Here is a 17,599-nt window from a genome sequence, read left to right on the forward strand (position 1 = left end):
GATGGCGTCAGCGCAGACTCAACACGTCACTCAGTGAAACAACACCGCCGTCTTCTGCACCGTCACCCACACGCCCCACAGCAAGGGAATGCCCACGGCCAGCCAGGCGGCGATCACCAATGGCCGGCTGCCCGGCGCGGCTTTCCACTCCAGCGATGTGCTGGCGTCGGCGCCCTTGTCGTGCCCCAGCGCCTGTTCGGCGGCCAGCTCGGCGTCGGTCATGAAGTATTTGTCGGCCACCGGGCGCACCAGCAGGTTGCAGATAAAGCCCAGCACCAGCAGCCCCGCGAGGATGTACAAGGTGATGTCATACGCCGCCGCACGCTCAACCCCAATGCTCAGCTGATACTCGCGCAGGTAGTTGACCAGCACCGGCCCCAGCACGCCCGCAGCGGCCCAGGCCGTCAACAGGCGACCGTGGATCGCACCGACCATTTGCGTACCGAACAGGTCGGCCAGATACGCCGGCACCGTGGCGAACCCGCCGCCGTACATCGACAGGATGATGCAGAACGCCGCCACGAACAGCGACACGTTGCCCAGATGACCCAGGTTGGGAATCATCGCGTACAGCGCAAAACCCAGTGCGAAGAACACAAAGTAGGTGTTTTTGCGCCCCAGGTAATCCGAGAACGACGCCCAGAAGAATCGCCCGCCAATGTTGAACAGGCTCAGCAAACCGGTGAACCCCGCGGCAATCGCGGCGATCTGCGCCAATTGCGCGGCATCCAGCTGGCTGAAGGTGAGGTCATTGCCCAGCAACTTGCCCGCGAACACTTCCTGCAACAGTGGCGAGGCCATGCCCAGGATGCCGATACCGGCCGAAACGTTAAGGCACAACACCAGCCACACCAGCGCAAACTGCGGGGTTTTCCAGGCCACGCTGACGTGTACATGGCGCTGGGTGATCATGGCGTTGGCCGCTTTTTTTGCCGGTGCCTTCCAGCCCTCGGGTTTCCAGCCGGTCGGTGGCACGCGGTAGGACAGTGCGCCGCCGATCATGAACACGAAGTAAATCGCCGCCATTGCCACAAAGCTCTGCCACACGCCCACACCGTCAGGCCCGGCAAAATGGTTCATCAGTGCTGCAGCCAACGGCGCCCCCACCATTGCCCCACCACCAAAGCCCATGATCGCCATGCCCGTAGCCATGCCGCGCTTGTCCGGGAACCACTTGATCAGTGTCGACACCGGCGAGATATAGCCCAGCCCCAGGCCAATACCGCCGATAACCCCCGAGCCCAGCCACATCAACCAGATCTGGTGGGTATAAATACCCAATGCGGAAATCAGCAACCCGCCGCACCAGCACAACGCCGACACCACACCGGCCTTGCGCGGCCCGGCGTGCTCAAGCCAGCCACCCCACACGGCTGCAGAGCAACCCAGGAAGATGAAAAACAGGGTGTAGATCCAGCCGAGCATCGAAATCGGCCAGTCGCATTGCGACGAGAACACTTGCGCGATAAAGCCCATGTCCGGTGCGCAGGCCACGGGCGCAGTCACGCCCAGGGCTTTGGATAACGGCAGCCAAAACACCGAGAAGCCATAGGCCATGCCGATGCACAGGTGGATGGCCAGTGCAGCGGGTGGCACCAGCCAGCGGTTGAAGCCGGGTTTGGCAATGATGCGCTCCTTGGACAGGAACGCAGGCTGTAGAGCAGGACTGCCTGCAGCGTTGCTGCTAGTCATGGTTATTTCCCCCAGGTAATGAAGTGATTCCCCGGACACACTCGACCCCTGACTTTGGCGCCCTTGGGCACACAGCCGTTTTTATTGGGTAAAGACGCGGCATTTCGCCGCAGAAGGCCCGAAAAACAGACGAAGATTACCATTTGAGCGCAGGCCTGGTCCTAACCTGATGTGGTCTTTGGCCGAGCAACTGATCCGCTACTATCCACCCCCCAGTCGGCGTGCGCGTGGCGCTATACTCTGCGGCTGAATTTAAAACTTACCTTCACACAGACCTACAAGGACTCGCCCATGAAAGCGTTCGGCAAAATCCTGGGTCTGGTGCTTCTCGGATTGTTGCTGATCGTCGTGGCCCTGGGTTTTGCCCTCAGCCATCTGTTCGATCCCAACGACTATAAAGACGAGATTCGCCAGATAGCCCGTGACAAAGCCCACATTGAGCTGACCCTCAATGGCGACATCGGCTGGAGCCTCTTCCCCTGGCTTGGCCTGGAGCTGCACGACGCCAGCGTCGCCACCCTCGCGGCGCCAACCCAGCCTTTTGCCGATCTGCAGATGCTCGGCCTGTCCGTGCGCGTGCTGCCGCTGCTGCGCAAAGAAGTGCAGATGAGCGATGTGCGGGTCGAAGGCCTGAACCTGCGCCTGACCCGCGACAAGGACGGCCACGGTAACTGGCAGGACATCGGCAAACCGGCCACCGCCGCCACCGCGCCAACCGCCGGCACCGAACCCGCTGCGGCCAGCAAGCCTGACAGCGCCAGCCAGCCGCTCAAACTCGATATCGACAGCCTGACCGTGAACAACGCGCGGGTTGAATACAACGACGAGCAAAGCGGCAAGCAGTTCAGCGCCGAGAGCATCCAGTTGAGCACCGGCCCGGTTCACGAAGCCACCAGCATCCCGGTCAAGCTGACGGCCTTCCTGGGCACCAACCAGCCAGTGATGCGGGTCAAGACTGAAGTCGACGGCAAGCTGCGTTTTGACCGCGTGCTCAAGCGCTATCAGTTTGAAGACATGAAGGTCACGGGCGAAGCCTCGGGTGAGCCGCTGCAGGGCAAAACCATGACGTTCGCCGCACAGGGGCAAATCCTGGTTGATCTGGCAGCGAACGTCGCCGAATGGAGCAGCCTGAAGATCTCCGCCAACCAGCTGCGCGCCCTCGGTGAACTCAAGGCCAACAGCCTCGACACCACACCGCAAATCAGCGGCGGCCTGTCGATTGCCCAGCTCGACCTGGCCCGTTTCCTTGACAGCATCGGCCACCCGCTGCCCGCGATGGCACCTGAAAGCCTGAGCAAGGTCGAGCTGGTCAGCCGCCTGTCGGGCACGCCCACCAGCGTGACCCTTGACGAGCTCAATTTGAAAGTCGATGACAGCACCTTTACCGGCCTTGTCGCCATTGACGACTTCGCCAAACAAGCCGTGCGCATCCAGCTCAAGGGCGACACCTTCGACGCCGATCGCTACATGCCGCCAAAATCGGCCGAAGCCAACAGCGCCAGCGTCGCCCGCAAGGCAGAAGTCCAGGGCAGCGAAGCCGGCGCCCTGGCCGCATCGGGCGATACGCCACTGCCGGACGCGCCGACCAAGAGCGGCTGGAGCACCGCAAAAATCATCCCGGTCACCCGCCTCAAGGCGCTCGACCTGAATGCCGACATCAGCTTTGGCCAACTGACCCTGAGCAAACTGCCGATCCAGAATGCCGCGCTCAAGGCCAGCAGCAAGGCCGGCGTGCTGACCCTCGACAATCTCAGCGGCAGCCTCTACAAAGGCAGCTTTGCCGCCAACGGCAGCCTGGACGTACAACCCATGCTGCCGGTGGTCAAACTGCAAACCCGCATCACCAATGTGCCGGTAGAAAAAATCCTGCAAAGCCAGGGGCAAAAACCACCGGTGACCGGCCTGCTGACCCTCAACAGCAACGTCACGGGCAGTGGCAACAGCCAGAGTGCGCTGATTTCCAGCCTCAACGGCACCGCCAGTTTTGTGCTCAATGACGGCGTGCTGCTCAATGCCAACCTTGAACAGCAGCTGTGCAAAGGCATCTCCGTGCTCAACCGCAAGACCTTGAGCGGCGCCCCTTTGGGCAAAGACACCCCGTTCAAGGAACTCAAGGGCAGCCTGGTGTTCCGTAACGGCGTAGCCAGTAACCCGGACATGATCGTGCGCATCCCCGGCCTGAGCGTTAAAGGCGATGGCGACATCGACCTGCGCGTGCTGGGCATGGACTACCGACTGGGCATCGTGATTGAAGGCGACACCCGTGCCATGCCGGACCCGGCGTGCCAGGTGGGCAAGAACTTTGTCGGCATCGAGCTGCCATTGCGCTGCCGCGGCCCGCTGGAACTGGGGGCCAAGGCCTGCCGTCTGGACAAGGAAGGCCTGGGCAAGGTCGCAGCCAAGGTTGCGGGCAACAAGCTCACCGACAAGCTTGAAGAAAAGCTTGGCGACAGGGTCAGCCCTGAACTTAAAAACGCCCTCAAGGGGCTGTTCAACCGATGAGAGACGAGCAATTTTCAACGGCGGTACTGGACTGGTATGACCACCACGGCCGCCACGACCTGCCCTGGCAACAGGGCATCACCCCGTACCGGGTGTGGGTCTCGGAAATCATGTTGCAGCAAACCCAGGTCAGCACCGTGCTGAACTACTTCGACCGGTTCATGGCTTCACTGCCGACGGTCGAGGCCCTGGCCGCCGCCCCGGAAGACGAAGTGCTGCACCTGTGGACCGGCCTTGGCTACTACACCCGTGCGCGCAATTTGCAAAAGACTGCCAAGATCGTCGTCGCCGAACATGGCGGCCAATTCCCCCGCGATGTGGAGAAACTGGTCGAACTGCCCGGTATCGGCCTGTCCACAGCCGGTGCAATTGCCAGCCTGAGCATGGGCCTGCGGGCACCGATCCTGGACGGCAACGTCAAGCGGGTGCTGGCCCGCTACACAGCGCAGGAGGGCTACCCGGGCGAGCCCAAGGTGGCCAAACAGCTGTGGGCCACTGCCGAGCGCTTCACCCCCCACGACCGCGTCAACGCCTACACCCAGGCGATGATGGACATGGGCGCCACGCTCTGCACCCGCAGCAAGCCCAGTTGCCTGCTGTGCCCGCTGGAAAGCGGCTGTGAAGCGCATTTGCTGGGCCTGGAAACCCGCTACCCGATCCCCAAGCCGCGCAAGACCATCCCGCAAAAGCGCACGCTGATGCCGATGCTGGCCAATGCCCGGGGCGAGATCCTGCTTTACCGCCGTCCGTCGACCGGTTTGTGGGGCGGCCTGTGGAGCCTGCCCGAGCTGGATGACCTGCAGGACATCGAGCATCTGGCGCTGCAACACTCCCTGGCCCTGGGCGCGCAACACGAACTGCCCGGCCTGACCCACACCTTCAGCCATTTCCAGTTGGCCATTGAACCCTGGCTGATCCACGTCAACGAGTCTGGCCATCACATGGCCGAGGCCGACTGGCTCTGGTATAACCTCGCCACCCCGCCGCGCCTGGGCCTTGCTGCCCCGGTCAAGAAGCTGCTCAAACGCGCAGCCGACCTATTGAACGCTGGAGAGTCGTCATGACCCGCACCATCATTTGCCGCAAGTACAAAGAAGAACTGCCTGCCCTTGAGCGCGCTCCATTTCCGGGTGCCAAAGGCCAGGACATTTTTGAACACGTTTCGGCCAAGGCCTGGGCTGACTGGCAAAAACACCAGACCCTGCTCATCAACGAAAAGCGCCTGAACATGATGAACGCCGAAGACCGTAAATATTTGCAGGGCGAAATGGACAAGTTCTTCAGCGGCGAAGAATACGCCCAGGCCGAAGGCTACGTTCCGCCAACCGAATAAACCCCGGTTTTAAAGGCTTTGGTCCGTAAGCGACGGTAATAATTAAATATTTTTCAAAAAAGTGTTTGACGGGTTATCGAAAAAGGCTTCTAATGCGCCCCGTTGCCCAGATAGCTCAGTCGGTAGAGCAGGGGATTGAAAATCCCCGTGTCGGCGGTTCGATTCCGTCTCTGGGCACCACATTCAGTTTTGATGTGGTGTTCACACCACGCCAAAACACAGAAAAACCCGCCTAGTGCGGGTTTTTTTTTGGCCGTTATTTATACCCGGCGGCGCCACCTCTCTTGGCGATTGCAAAGAGATGGGGTTCAATCCTCTGATCAGCCTGCAAAGGACACACCTTTATGTCATCGCCAAAAAAGCAGCAAAAAAACGCGCAGCGGGCCAAAACCAAAGCCAAGCAGAACCGCGTGGGCAAACCGGCCAAGGCATCGGCCGGGGCACTGATCGACAATCCGTTCGATGATGTGAAGATCGACCTCAGCACCTTCAACTTCCAGGACATCCTCGACAACGGTTTCGACCCGGCCGATTTCGACGACCTGTTCCAGGCCATGAAAGCCGCCGAAGCCATCAACCTGCAGACCCTGTGCCTGGTGTTCCTGCAATACCCGGTACTGGAGCTGGTGATCTCGGAAGAGGAAGAAGAACCGGCCACCGACTTCCTCATGGGCCTGCTGATCGAATACCGCATTGCCGTGCATGGCGACGATGAAGACAGCGCCGTGGCCTGGATCGAAACCCCGGCATTCCAGAAAGCCTACGTCGAAGCCTCGCGCCTGCTGACCGAGCGCAACGCCCGGAGCGTGCACTGACCGCAGCCCTGCTCGAACCTGTCAGCCGGGCGTTCACCGAGCCTGCTGCTGACGGTTACCTGTTGGGCGGTTTCGAATGGCGCCAGCGCACACCGGACAGTGCGCGGGCCGTGGTCATCATCAACGCCGCCACCTCGGTGCGTTGCCAGTATTACTCGCGGTTTGCCGAATACCTGTTCAGCCACGGCATGGATGTGATGCTGTTCGATTACCGCGGCATCGGCGCCTCCCGTCGCGGATCGTTGCGCGGCTTTGCGGCCTCCTGGTCAGACTGGGGCGCGCTGGACACAGACGCCATGCTCAAGCGCGCCCTGCGCGAATACCCCGGCCAGCCGGTCGACGTGGTTGGCCACAGCTTTGGCGGCTGCGCGGCGGGCCTGGCGGCGTCCGGGCAAGCTATTCGCCATCTGGTGACAGTGGGCGCGCAATTTGCCCACTGGCGCGACTACGCGCCTGCACAACGCTGGCAGATGCTCGCCAAATGGCACGGCTTCATGCCGTTGCTGACCCGTGTGTGCGGCTACTTCCCCGGCAAGCGCCTGGGCTGGCTTGAAGATACCCCGGCCGGCGTGGTCAAGGACTGGGGCGCCTTCAGCACGCGCTTCGAACAACTCCCCAGCGCACGCAGCCTGGCCGCCCTGCCCTTTGCCGACGTTACCGCCACAACCCTGGCCATCAGCTTCAGCGACGACCCTTTTGGCACCGTGGCGGCCATCGACCGATTGCTGAGCTACTTCAGCGCCAGCCCGCGTACACATCTGCGCATCAAGCCGCAGGATATTGGCGAAACAGCCATCGGCCATTTCGCGTTTTTCCATAGCCGCTTTCAGAGCAGCTTATGGCCGATTGCCTTGCAGTGGTTGCAGCAGGGGGAATTGAGCGTAGATGTGCCAGGCCAGGTACTCAGCCGCACCCCCTGAAAGACCGCGTCGCCCCTATCGCGAGCAAGCCCGCTCCCACAGGTTTTGCCAAGCTCATAACACGGGATGCCGGCAGGGCCATTGTGGGAGCGGGCTTGCTCGCGATGCAGGCACCACAAATGCGTCTGGCTGAGGTCACCTCAAACCATCAACGCGCCGTACAGCCTTCAGGCTTGAACACTCGCTCACTGGACGGCGGATTATTCGCCAGCTTGCTCACCGGCCTGCGCGGGCGCACCAACAGCTCGCCCCCGCAGTTGGGGCAAAGCCCACCCAAATGTTGCTCGGAACACGTCGCGCAAAAGGTGCACTCGAATGAACAAATCCGCGCTTGTGCTGAATCTGGCGGCAAATCGCAATCACAGCATTCGCAATTGGGGCGTAATTCGAGCATGAGCACCTCACATTGAATCGGTAATTTTCATCTTTACATTTAAGACGCTTCCCGCAAAAAACCAACTGCCAATACAAAATGGCAGTGACATTCTCAATGTCCCCTTTGGTCAATGCGCGGCACTTGCCATGAACCTGCCGCTTCCCGTGAACACACCCAACACAGCTCTGAGCCCCCTGCTACGGGTCGAAAGCGAGCATGCTCGCCAGTGGTACATGAACGAAGCCGCCACGCTGAACTGGCCGACTCGCACACCCATGCCAACCGCCGTTCTGCCCGGTTTTGTGGCAAATTAATTGCACTTTTTAAATGCCATGACCTCCTACAGTCATGAGCGCCATCTCAACGCGCACACAGAGAGCCGTCTTACAAGGCATGTCACAAGACCAACCTTTATCAGCGGTATCGGCCGTTCTGCATGAGCTGCGCGCCGGCACACATACACGTCATGTAGCCCTTGAGAAACGCCTGCCGTTTTTCAGCGACACACTCGACCTTGAACGCTATACGCGGCTGTTAAGCGCCTATTACGGGTTCTACCACGAACTGGAGAACCGGCTGCTGCACAGCCCCTGGCGTGTGGACGGATTTGACCTGCAGCAACGGCTCAAGACCCCCGCACTGTGTAAGGACTTGCAGGCTCTGGGTGTAAGCGTTCAACCCCTTGCGTTGTGCGAAACCCTGCCCGCAATACACAGCCAAGCCGCCATGCTGGGGGTGCTGTATGTGCTGGAAGGCGCCACCCTGGGCGGCAACATTCTGCGCAAGCAGATGTCGGAACGCCTGGGCCTGGAAGCGCACAACGGCTGCGCTTTTCTTTACGTCTACGGCCAAGCGACCGGCCGGCAGTGGAAGGCGTTTATGGATTTTCTGGGCAGCGTACCCCTCGATGCACAAGCGCGAGGCGAAACCGTACAGGCTGCCCGCTCTACGTTTAGCTGTTTCGAGCACTGGCTCGAACGTCAGGAGGTTTTGTTATGAATCCACAGGACCCTCAAGCCTTTGAACGCTTGCTGGCCAATTGTGCTGATGAACCCATTCGCTTTCCCGGAGCAATCCAGCCCCACGGTCTGCTGGTGACACTGTCGGAACCCGACCTGCAGATCCAGCAGGTCAGCGCCAATGTGCAGGCCATGTTCGGCATCAGTGCCGAATCGCTGCTGGGCCTACCGCTGGCCGCCCTGAGCGGCTCCGAAGCCGCCAACGCGGTGCAGCAGGCCGCGGTCTACGCCACCCTGACCGATGCACCGCCTTTGGCGCTGAACCTGCAGGGGCGTGAATACGAAGGCCTGCTGCACCGCGACAAGGGCATTCTGGTACTGGAGCTGGAACTCAAGCCCGACGCCTCGCAAATCCACAGCACCATGAACAAGGTGCGCAACCTGAGCCGCATGCTGCAACGCCTGCAAGGGGCCAAGACGCTCACCGCGCTCTATGAAATCTGCGTACGCGAGATCCAGGCGCTGACGGGCTACGACCGCGTTCTGATCTACCGCTTTCAGGATGAAGGCCACGGTCAGGTCATCGCGGAAGCCTCTTCACCCGCGATGGAGTTGTTCAACGGCATGTTTTTCCCGGCCTCCGACATCCCGGAGCAAGCCCGCGAGCTGTACCGCACCCACTGGTTGCGCATTATTCCGAACGCCGATTACCAGCCCGTGCCGCTGATTCCCACATTGCGCCCGGACACCGGCGAAGCACTGGACCTGAGCGGGGCCGTATTGCGCAGTGTTTCGCCGATCCACTGCCAGTACATGAAGAACATGGGCGTGCTGTCGTCCATGAGCATTTCGTTGATGGACGGCGAGCGCCTGTGGGGCCTGATCAGTTGCGGGCATCGCCAGACGCTGCACGTGCCCCATGAACTGCGCATGGCCTGCCAGACCATCGGCCAGGTGCTGTCCCTGCAGATCAGCGCCCTGCAAACTCTGGAAATCAGCCGTCAGCGCGAAGCCAAGATGGATGCCCTGGTACGCCTCAACGCGGCTATGGTGCACAGCACCGAAGCCGTGTTTGATGGCCTGGCGCAAATGCCCGAAGCCTTGATGGCACTGACCGGCGCCAGCGGTGTGGCGATTTTGGAGGACAAGGTGCTGCACCGTTATGGCCAGTGCCCGTCCCCCGAAGCCACCCGCGAGCTGTACCAATGGTTCAAGGACAGCGCCCAGCCGGTGTTCTCCAGCCATAACCTCAGCGCCCTGCATGCCCCGGCAGCGCAGTACAAGGACATCGCCAGCGGCTTGTTGGCCATGACCCTGCCCAAGCCTGTGGACAACGCCGTGCTGTGGTTTCGCAGTGAGGTCAAGGAAAGCATCCAGTGGAGCGGCGACCCCAACAAGCCGCTGAACCTGGAAGCCGGCAGCAACGGCCTGCGCCTGAGCCCGCGCACCTCCTTCGAAATCTGGAAAGTCGAGATGGACGGCATCTCGACCAAGTGGAGCCACGGCGATCTGTTTGCCGCCAATGACCTGCGCCGCTCGGCCCTGGAAAACGACCTGTCGCGCCAGGTGCTGCGCGAGCAACAGGCCGTGCGCGCACGCGACGAGCTGGTGGCGGTGGTCTCCCACGACCTGCGCAACCCCATGACCATTATTTCGATGCTCTGCGGCATGATGCAAAAGGCCTTCAGTAGCGACGGCCCGCATACGTCGCGGCGCATCACCTCGGCCATCGACACCATGCAACAGGCCAGCAGTCGCATGAGCGTGCTGCTCGACGACTTGCTCGACACCTCGAAAATCGAAGCCGGGCGCTACACCATCAGCCCACAGCCGCTGGAGGTGAGCCAGATTTTTGAAGAAGCCTTGTCGTTGCTCGCGCCGCTGGCACTGGACAAGGCTGTGGAGCTGACCTTCCACGCCGAGCCCGACCTGAAAATCAACGCCGACCCCGAGCGGCTGTTCCAGGTGCTGTCCAACCTGATCGGCAACGCGATCAAGTTCACCCCCGCACAGGGCAAAATCGGCGTGGCGGCCATGTCCAACGGGGACGATATCGTGTTCAGCGTGCGGGATTCGGGCAAGGGCATTGCCCCCGAGCAGTTGCCGCATATCTTCGACCGCTACTGGACGGCAAAGGAAGGCAACGCGCTGGGCACGGGCCTGGGGCTGTATATCTCCCAGGGCATTATCAAGGCCCACGGCGGCCAGTTGCAGGCCGAAAGCACACCGGGAGAAGGCAGCGAGTTTCGCTTCACGGTCCCAAGAATGGTCTGATGGTTAACAGCGCAATGCCCTGCAGCTATCACATTTGAATGCTGCATAAAAACGGCCGCCTCCTTGACGGGAGAGCGGCCGTTTTACATCCACCCCGTCAGCTGAAGGCGTTGATAAACCAGGTGATCATCGGGATCGCCACGATATCGATCAGCACCGCCCCACACAGCGGCACGATGATAAAGGCCTTGTACGAGAAGACTTTATAGTGATCGCAGATGGCCCCCATATTGGCCACGGCATTGGGCGTCGCGCCCAGCCCGTGCCCCATGAAGCCCGCGCACAAGACCGCAGCGTCGTAGTTGCGGCCAAACAGGCGGAACAGGACGAACACGCACAGCAGGATCATGATCACCACCTGCACCACCAGAATCACCAGCAACGGCAAGCCGAGCTTCTCCAGCTCCCAGAACTTCAAGCTCATCATGGCCATAGTCAAGAACATGCCCAGGCACACATCGCCGATCGTGCTGACGGCATGGTCAGGCACCTCGATCACCTGGGCCCGGTCATTGAGGTTGCGCAGGATGATCGCGACGAACATGGCCCCCACATAGCTCGGTAACACGATACCCAGATGCTGCTGCAAGCTGGAGCCCAGCCAGAACCCCAGCACCATGATCACCACAATGCAGGTCAACAAACGCAGCAGGGTTGCGGCATCCAGCGCGGCCACAGGGGTGTGGACCACGTCTTCGAACGCCTTGAGGCTGCCCGCGGCTTCGGCCTTGACCACCAGTTTGTTGCGCTCGATCAGCCAGCGCGCCAGCGGGCTGCCCAGCAAACCACCGGCCACCATGCCGAAGGTTGCAGCGGCCAGCGCGGCAGTCGTAGCCCCGACCGCCCCCAGGTTTTCAGCAATCGGTCCAAAGGCTGCCGCCGCACCAAAACCGCCCTCCAGTGACACCGCCCCGGCCATGATCCCCAGCAACGGGTCGATGCCCAGCAGCTTGGCTACACTCACCCCCACCACGTTTTGCACCAGCGCTAGGCCCCAGCACGCGCCCAGGTAGATAAACAGCAGCTTGCCGCCCTTGCGCAACAACCCCAGGCTGCCGCCCAAACCTACGGTGGTGAAGAACGCCACCATCAGCGGGGTTTGCAGGCTGGTGTCGAGGGTCAGGTTGAGCAGTTGCTGATCACGTAATAACCAGATCACCAAGGCAAACCCGAAACCACCGATGACCGGTGCAGGGACACACAATTGACGCAGCCAGTAGCTGCGCTTTTTCAGTTGGGCACCCAGGCCCAGCAGGAGCAACGCGAGAGCAAGGGTGCTCAGCGCATCCAGTTCGAATGTCAGCATGGCGAATTTCTCTTTTTCTTATGATTCAACAAGCGGTTTCAGGGATTTGCGTAAAACTTAATCAATCAGGCTGGCGAGCAGACGCGCGCCAATGCGGGCGGTTCGGTTGTCGATGTCCAGGCTCGGGTTGAGCTCGGCGATGTCGGCCATGCGCAATTTGCCGCTGGCTTTGGCGTGGCGCACCAGATGCTCGACGATCTGCATGTCCACTCCGTGGGCAGACGGCGCACTGACGCCGGGTGCCTGGCTGGCGGGCAGGACATCGAGGCAAAGGGTCATGTAGAGGTGATCGACGTCTTGCAGGAAATCATCGATCAACGCTTCGCAGGCGCGGATGTCCCAGCTGTTCATTTGCCGGTCGAGGCGGTAACGCACATTCAGGCGTTCGGCCTGTGCAAACAGGGCCTGGGTATTGTTCAACTGGCTGACACCCAGGCAGCAATAAGTGAACGGCATGTCAAAACGCTGGCAAGCCTCGGCAATCTGCCGGAAGGGTGTGCCTGAGCTGCTTTGTTCGGCGTGGCGCAAATCGAAATGCGCATCGAAATTGAGAATGCCGATCCGTGGCTGCGGGTGTTTGCGGCGCAAGTGATCGAGCAGACCACTGAAGCTGGCAAAGGCGATTTCGTGCCCGCCACCCAGGCCCAATGGCAAATGCCCCTGGTCGAGCAAATGGCTGACCTGTTCGCCATAGCCTTGCTGCGCGCCCTCCAGATCATCGCCCGCGCAGCTCACATCACCGGCGTCGTATAGCGGCGCGTGACCGTGCCATGCCAGGTTGGCCAAGGCCTTGCGCAAAGCCTGCGGCCCCTGGCGGGCACCGGTACGGCCCTGATTGCGCCTGACCCCTTCATCGCAGGCCAAACCAATCAATGCAGCCCCCGCTGGCAGGCCATCGGCCACAGGCTTGACCCATTGATGCCAGCGCAACGCGCCCTGCCCTTCAGCGGCATCAATACGGCCTGTCCACAAGGACATGTCGGGGATAACCGTCATGTTTGAAACTCCAGTCAAATTCAGTCGAGCCGGGCGCTCAGGCGCAGGGCTACGTCCTGGGTCCAGCGGATCAGGCGTTCACTGCGGGTGTGTGCCCGGGTGGCCGGGGCCATGAGGCTGATGGCGCCTTGCAGGCGATTGCGGCTGTCGAGCAGCGGTGCGCTGATGCCCCAAATACCGTCGTCGATCTCACTCACACTCACGGCATAACCGGCAGCGCGGATCTGGGCAAAGCTGCGCTGATAGGTGGCAACTTCTTCTGGCTCGACGCCCTGCGCCAGAAGCGCCGACACGCTTTGCGCCTCATCCATATACGCCAGCAGCACCCGCGCAGAAGCGCCGACCAACAGCGGCTGTGCCAGCCCTTTCTGGTAACAGCAGCGCAGGGGTTGCGGGCTGTCGACCAGCTCAATGCAAATCGCCTGACCGTTGCTCGGCACCATCAAGGCCACGCTCTCCTGGCTTTGCTCGGCCAGACGCTTGAGTTCAGGTTTGGCCAGCGTCACCAGCACCGCTTCGCGGTCAAATTTTTTCGCCAGCTGCAAACAGGCAGGCCCTGGCAGATAGCGGCCCTGGCCGTTCTCTTCGGCCAGGCCCCAGCGCAACAGGGTGTTGAGGTGGCGATAGGTGCTGCTCAGCGGTTGCCCCAGTTGCTCGGAAAGCGCCTTGGCGGAGATCGCCTCGGCGGATTGCCCCAGGCTGACGAGGATTTGCAGCAAGCGATCAGTTGGCGTGTTGTAGTTCATTGTTGGCCCCATGCTCTTGCCTGCATGGTGCACGGTGTTTCCCATTAGCTGAAATTCGATTCCCACTGAATGGGAAAAAACCGCCAGATAGTGATCAGCGGTCGCAAAATCCCCCCCTTACAGGCACAAAAAAACCGCCATCCCGAAGGATGACGGTTTTTCTGGGTATTCAACCGCGAGAACCGTCCTGGCCTCAGTTGAGTACCGGTGCCCCCAACTTCTCAATGCGACGACGGCGTGCTACCAGCAGGCCTGCCACCACCACCAGAATGCTTAGCAAACCGGTAGCCATGATTTCAACGCGATGCGCTTCCTGGAACAGCATGACCGTCAGAATAGCCACGATAAAGACGATAACTGCATAGGTCAGCCCCGGGAACAGCCACATCTTGAACGAAATGTTCTCGCCCAGAGCCGTACGCTTCTGGCGCATGCGCAGTTGCGACACGGCAATCACCAGATACACCAGCAGCGCGATCGCGCCAGAGCTGGCCAGCAGGAACTCGAACACGGCAGCCGGGGCCACATAGTTGGCGAATACCGCCACAAAGGCTGCACCCGTGGACATCATCACCGCCCAGTAAGGCGTGCCCGCAGCGTTGGTGCGCTTGGCCGCAGCCGGTGCATCACCACGTTTGCTCAGGGAGTACAGCATGCGCGAAGAGGTGTAGAGCGCCGAGTTCAGGCAACTGGTGACGGCGATCAGTACCACGATATCCACGATCAGCTTGGCATTCGGGATACCCATGCGCTCAAGTACGGTCTGGTAGGAACCCAACTGCGCCAGGCTCGGATCGTTCCACGGCACCAGGGCCACAACGATGAAAATCGACACCAGGTAGAACAGGCCAATACGCCAGATCACCGAATTGGTGGCCTTGGTGATCTGCTTGCTCGGGTCTTTGGATTCCGCCGCCGCGATGGTGACGATTTCAGTGCCCATGAACGAGAACATGGTGGTCAGCATGGCAGCCAGAACGGCGCCCATGCCATTGGGCATAAAACCGATGGTATCGGACAGATGCGCGACACCGCTGACCTGGCTGGTAGGCAGATAGCCGAAAATGGCCAGCACACCCAAAATGATAAAGCCGATAATCGCCAGCACCTTGACCAGCGCAAACCAGAACTCGAACTCGCCGTAGTTCTTGACGCTAAACAGGTTGGTGGCGGTCAGCAACAGGGTGATGACCAGGGTAAACACCCAGATCGCCGTATCCGGGAACCACGCATGCAGGATGGTGCCGGCGGCGACCGCTTCCAGCGGGATCACCAGGACCCAGAACCACCAGTACAGCCAGCCAATGGTAAAACCGGCCCAGTGCCCGATGGCACGGTCGGCGTAGGTGGAGAACGAACCGGTGTCCGGCGAGGCAACGGCCATTTCGGCCAGCATGCGCATCACCAATACAACCAGTGTGCCTGCCGCGGCATAAGCCAGCAGCACGGCGGGGCCCGCTTGGGCAATCGCGTGTCCGGAACCGACAAACAAACCGGCGCCGATAACACCGGCAATCGACAGCATGGTCACATGCCGTGGTTTGAGCCCTTGTTCCAGGCCGCTAGAGGATTGCGTATTGCTCATTGGGACTACCTTTCATTGAAGCCATTCCGAGCACCCGCGTTGACCTTCGTAAAAAGTAACCAACGGGGCGTTTAGAATCCTTGACGCAATAAGTGAGCCAGAATGTGACAAATGCACGGTTTGCGCGGGCTGCAACGATTTGCAACAGACGTTGCAAGCCATTGAGGCTAATGGCTTTTCGCCCATTCGTTACCGAAACACTCAGTTACTGAGGTCTCGGCGCACCAAAAATACCCAAAACCGCCCATATGGCCCAAAAGCAGTGCACATCTTTAACCTTTAGTAGGTTCGCGCTTCCAACACCGGGCCAAAGCTGGCAACATCGCGACCTTTTTTAAGCGACACCTGTCTGGCCGAACGGCGAAATACAGGGTCGGTTGTTGTCGGCGCGACACTCTGCTGTAGCGATGCGACAAACTGCCACCCCCACGCCTTTTGTGTCTTCAGGGCGGCTGGTTGCCTCTGCAACCCTATGCTAGCTTGGCCTGCGCCAGGAAGGCCGCCCAACAGCAGGATCGCACCCGAACACAATGAGGAACGCACATGGCTTTGGCCACGCCCGCGCTTGAAATCCGCAACTTGCACAAACGCTACGGCGAGCTTGAGGTACTCAAGGGTATCTCGCTGACCGCACGCGACGGCGACGTGATCTCGATCCTGGGTTCTTCCGGTTCCGGCAAGTCCACTCTGCTGCGCTGCATCAACCTGCTGGAAAACCCCCACGAAGGCCAGATTGTGGTCGCCGGGGAAGAGCTCAAACTCAAAAAAGCCAAAAATGGCGAACTGATCGCGGCCGACGGCAAGCAGATCAACCGCATGCGCAGCGAACTGGGTTTTGTGTTTCAAAACTTTAACCTGTGGCCGCACATGACCATCCTCGACAACATTATCGAGGCGCCCCGTCGCGTGCTGGGGCAAAGCAAGGCCGAGGCCATCGAAGTGGCTGAAGCGTTGCTGGCCAAGGTCGGCATTGCCGAAAAACGCCATGCCTACCCCTCTGAATTGTCCGGCGGCCAGCAGCAACGCGCAGCGATTGCCCGCACCCTGGCCATGCAGCCCAAAGTCATTCTGTTCGATGAACCAACATCGGCACTTGACCCGGAAATGGTTCAAGAAGTACTTAGTGTGATCCGCGCGCTCGCCGAAGAAGGTCGCACTATGCTGCTGGTCACCCACGAGATGGGCTTTGCCCGCCAGGTGTCCACCGAAGTAGTGTTTTTGCACCAGGGCCTGATCGAAGAGCAAGGGTCGCCAGAACAGGTGTTCGACAACCCGGTTTCGGCGCGCTGTAAACAATTCATGTCCAGCAACCGCTAACGGAGCAACACGAATGCAGACCTATAAAAAGCTTCTCATGGCCGCTGCCGCCACACTGGTTTTCAGCGCCAACGCCCTGGCTGTAGACAAGTACAAAGTCGGTATTGAAGGGGCTTACCCACCGTTCAACAACAAGAACGCCAGTGGTGAAGTCGTCGGCTTCGACCCCGATATCGCTATGGCCCTGTGCGCCAAGATGAAAGCCGAGTGTGAAATCGTCACCTCGGACTGGGACGGCATCATCCCGGCCCTGAACGCCAAAAAGTACGACTTCATCGTGTCGTCGCTGTCGATCACTGACGAGCGCAAGCAGGCGGTGGACTTCACCGACCCGTACTACTCCAACAAGCAGCAGTTCATTGCGCCGAAAAAAGTCGACTTTAAAACCGACCTCGCGTCCCTCAAGGGCAAGGCCCTGGGCACCCAGCGTTCGACCCAGGCCGCAACCTGGCTGGATGACAACCTGGGCACTGACGCCACCATCTCCCTGTACGACACCCAGGAAAACGCCTACCTCGACCTGACGTCGGGCCGCGTAGATGCGCTGCTGGCTGACAAGTACGCCAACTACGACTGGCTGAAAAGCCCGGCTGGCCAGGCATACGAGTTCAAGGGTGAGCCGGTCAACGAAGACGACAAGGTCGGTATTGCCCTGCGCAAGGGCGACAACGAACTGCGCGCCAAGCTGAACCTGGCCCTCAAGCAAATCGTTGAAGACGGCACGTACAAGAAGATCAACGACAAGTACTTCCCGTTCAGCATCTACTGACCTGCCTGA

General features: G+C 60.4%; 15 protein-coding genes and 1 tRNA gene. 10 read left to right on the top strand and 6 right to left on the bottom strand.

Annotation, left to right across the window (positions count from 1 at the left end; genetic code table 11):
• Window positions 1–30: 30 nt before the first annotated feature.
• Window positions 31–1,692, bottom strand: a complete 1,662-nt coding sequence (locus tag BFC21_RS17115; RefSeq protein ID WP_088378466.1) for an OFA family MFS transporter — start codon at window positions 1,690–1,692, stop codon at window positions 31–33.
• A 291-nt stretch (window positions 1,693–1,983) separates the two neighbouring features.
• Here BFC21_RS17115 and BFC21_RS17120 point away from each other — a divergent pair, with 291 nt between their 5' ends.
• The 6 genes from BFC21_RS17120 to BFC21_RS17145 all read left to right on the top strand — a co-directional run bounded on the left by BFC21_RS17120 (window position 1,984) and on the right by BFC21_RS17145 (window position 7,262).
• Window positions 1,984–4,194 carry an AsmA family protein gene (locus BFC21_RS17120; RefSeq protein WP_088378467.1) on the top strand — a complete coding sequence of 737 codons (2,211 nt, stop codon included), beginning with the start codon at window positions 1,984–1,986 and terminating at the stop codon, window positions 4,192–4,194.
• Window positions 4,191–5,258 (top strand): A/G-specific adenine glycosylase, encoded by a 1,068-nt coding sequence (gene mutY / locus BFC21_RS17125; protein WP_088378468.1) that lies wholly within the window; start codon window positions 4,191–4,193, stop codon window positions 5,256–5,258. Before BFC21_RS17120 ends, mutY begins: the two co-directional genes overlap by 4 nt.
• Window positions 5,255–5,527 carry an oxidative damage protection protein gene (locus tag BFC21_RS17130; RefSeq protein ID WP_016783104.1) on the top strand — a complete coding sequence of 91 codons (273 nt, stop codon included), beginning with the start codon at window positions 5,255–5,257 and terminating at the stop codon, window positions 5,525–5,527. Before mutY ends, BFC21_RS17130 begins: the two co-directional genes overlap by 4 nt.
• Before the next feature lie 104 nt (window positions 5,528–5,631).
• A tRNA-Phe gene (locus BFC21_RS17135) sits at window positions 5,632–5,707 on the top strand.
• Window positions 5,708–5,871: 164 nt separating this feature from the next.
• Window positions 5,872–6,342, top strand: coding sequence for a hypothetical protein (locus BFC21_RS17140; protein WP_016783103.1), 471 nt, complete (start codon window positions 5,872–5,874; stop codon window positions 6,340–6,342).
• On the top strand, window positions 6,339–7,262 hold the full coding sequence (locus tag BFC21_RS17145; protein WP_232462836.1) for an alpha/beta fold hydrolase: 924 nt from the start codon (window positions 6,339–6,341) through the stop codon (window positions 7,260–7,262). Before BFC21_RS17140 ends, BFC21_RS17145 begins: the two co-directional genes overlap by 4 nt.
• Before the next feature lie 148 nt (window positions 7,263–7,410).
• Here BFC21_RS17145 and BFC21_RS17150 read toward each other — a convergent pair whose 3' ends face one another.
• Window positions 7,411–7,656, bottom strand: a complete 246-nt coding sequence (locus tag BFC21_RS17150) for a DUF1272 domain-containing protein (RefSeq protein ID WP_081481089.1) — start codon at window positions 7,654–7,656, stop codon at window positions 7,411–7,413.
• A gap of 375 nt (window positions 7,657–8,031) precedes the next feature.
• Between BFC21_RS17150 and BFC21_RS17155 the strand changes: the two genes are divergently transcribed.
• The gene (locus BFC21_RS17155; protein ID WP_088378470.1) at window positions 8,032–8,637 is read left to right on the top strand and encodes a biliverdin-producing heme oxygenase; all 606 of its coding nucleotides are present in this window, start codon (window positions 8,032–8,034) and stop codon (window positions 8,635–8,637) included.
• Window positions 8,634–10,871, top strand: a complete 2,238-nt coding sequence (locus BFC21_RS17160) for an ATP-binding protein (protein WP_120266390.1) — start codon at window positions 8,634–8,636, stop codon at window positions 10,869–10,871. Before BFC21_RS17155 ends, BFC21_RS17160 begins: the two co-directional genes overlap by 4 nt.
• 97 nt (window positions 10,872–10,968) lie before the next feature.
• Here BFC21_RS17160 and gltS read toward each other — a convergent pair whose 3' ends face one another.
• The 4 genes from gltS to gabP all read right to left on the bottom strand — a co-directional run bounded on the left by gltS (window position 10,969) and on the right by gabP (window position 15,504).
• Window positions 10,969–12,177 carry a sodium/glutamate symporter gene (gene gltS / locus BFC21_RS17165; protein WP_088378472.1) on the bottom strand — a complete coding sequence of 403 codons (1,209 nt, stop codon included), beginning with the start codon at window positions 12,175–12,177 and terminating at the stop codon, window positions 10,969–10,971.
• 57 nt (window positions 12,178–12,234) lie between these two features.
• A complete protein-coding gene (gene hutG, locus BFC21_RS17170) occupies window positions 12,235–13,173 on the bottom strand; it encodes a formimidoylglutamase (RefSeq protein WP_088378473.1) in 939 nt (312 codons plus the stop codon).
• Window positions 13,174–13,193: 20 nt separating this feature from the next.
• Window positions 13,194–13,919 (bottom strand): IclR family transcriptional regulator, encoded by a 726-nt coding sequence (locus tag BFC21_RS17175; RefSeq protein WP_016783096.1) that lies wholly within the window; start codon window positions 13,917–13,919, stop codon window positions 13,194–13,196.
• 193 nt (window positions 13,920–14,112) lie between these two features.
• Window positions 14,113–15,504 carry a GABA permease gene (gene gabP, locus BFC21_RS17180; RefSeq protein ID WP_088378474.1) on the bottom strand — a complete coding sequence of 464 codons (1,392 nt, stop codon included), beginning with the start codon at window positions 15,502–15,504 and terminating at the stop codon, window positions 14,113–14,115.
• 543 nt (window positions 15,505–16,047) lie between these two features.
• Here gabP and BFC21_RS17185 point away from each other — a divergent pair.
• The gene (locus BFC21_RS17185) at window positions 16,048–16,821 is read left to right on the top strand and encodes an ABC transporter ATP-binding protein (protein WP_088378475.1); all 774 of its coding nucleotides are present in this window, start codon (window positions 16,048–16,050) and stop codon (window positions 16,819–16,821) included.
• A gap of 13 nt (window positions 16,822–16,834) precedes the next feature.
• The gene (locus BFC21_RS17190; protein ID WP_016783093.1) at window positions 16,835–17,590 is read left to right on the top strand and encodes an ABC transporter substrate-binding protein; all 756 of its coding nucleotides are present in this window, start codon (window positions 16,835–16,837) and stop codon (window positions 17,588–17,590) included.
• Window positions 17,591–17,599 lie beyond the last annotated feature (9 nt).

The organism is Pseudomonas sp. TMW 2.1634 (assembly GCF_001703595.1).
Taxonomy (GTDB): Bacteria; Pseudomonadota; Gammaproteobacteria; order Pseudomonadales; family Pseudomonadaceae; genus Aquipseudomonas; species Aquipseudomonas fragi.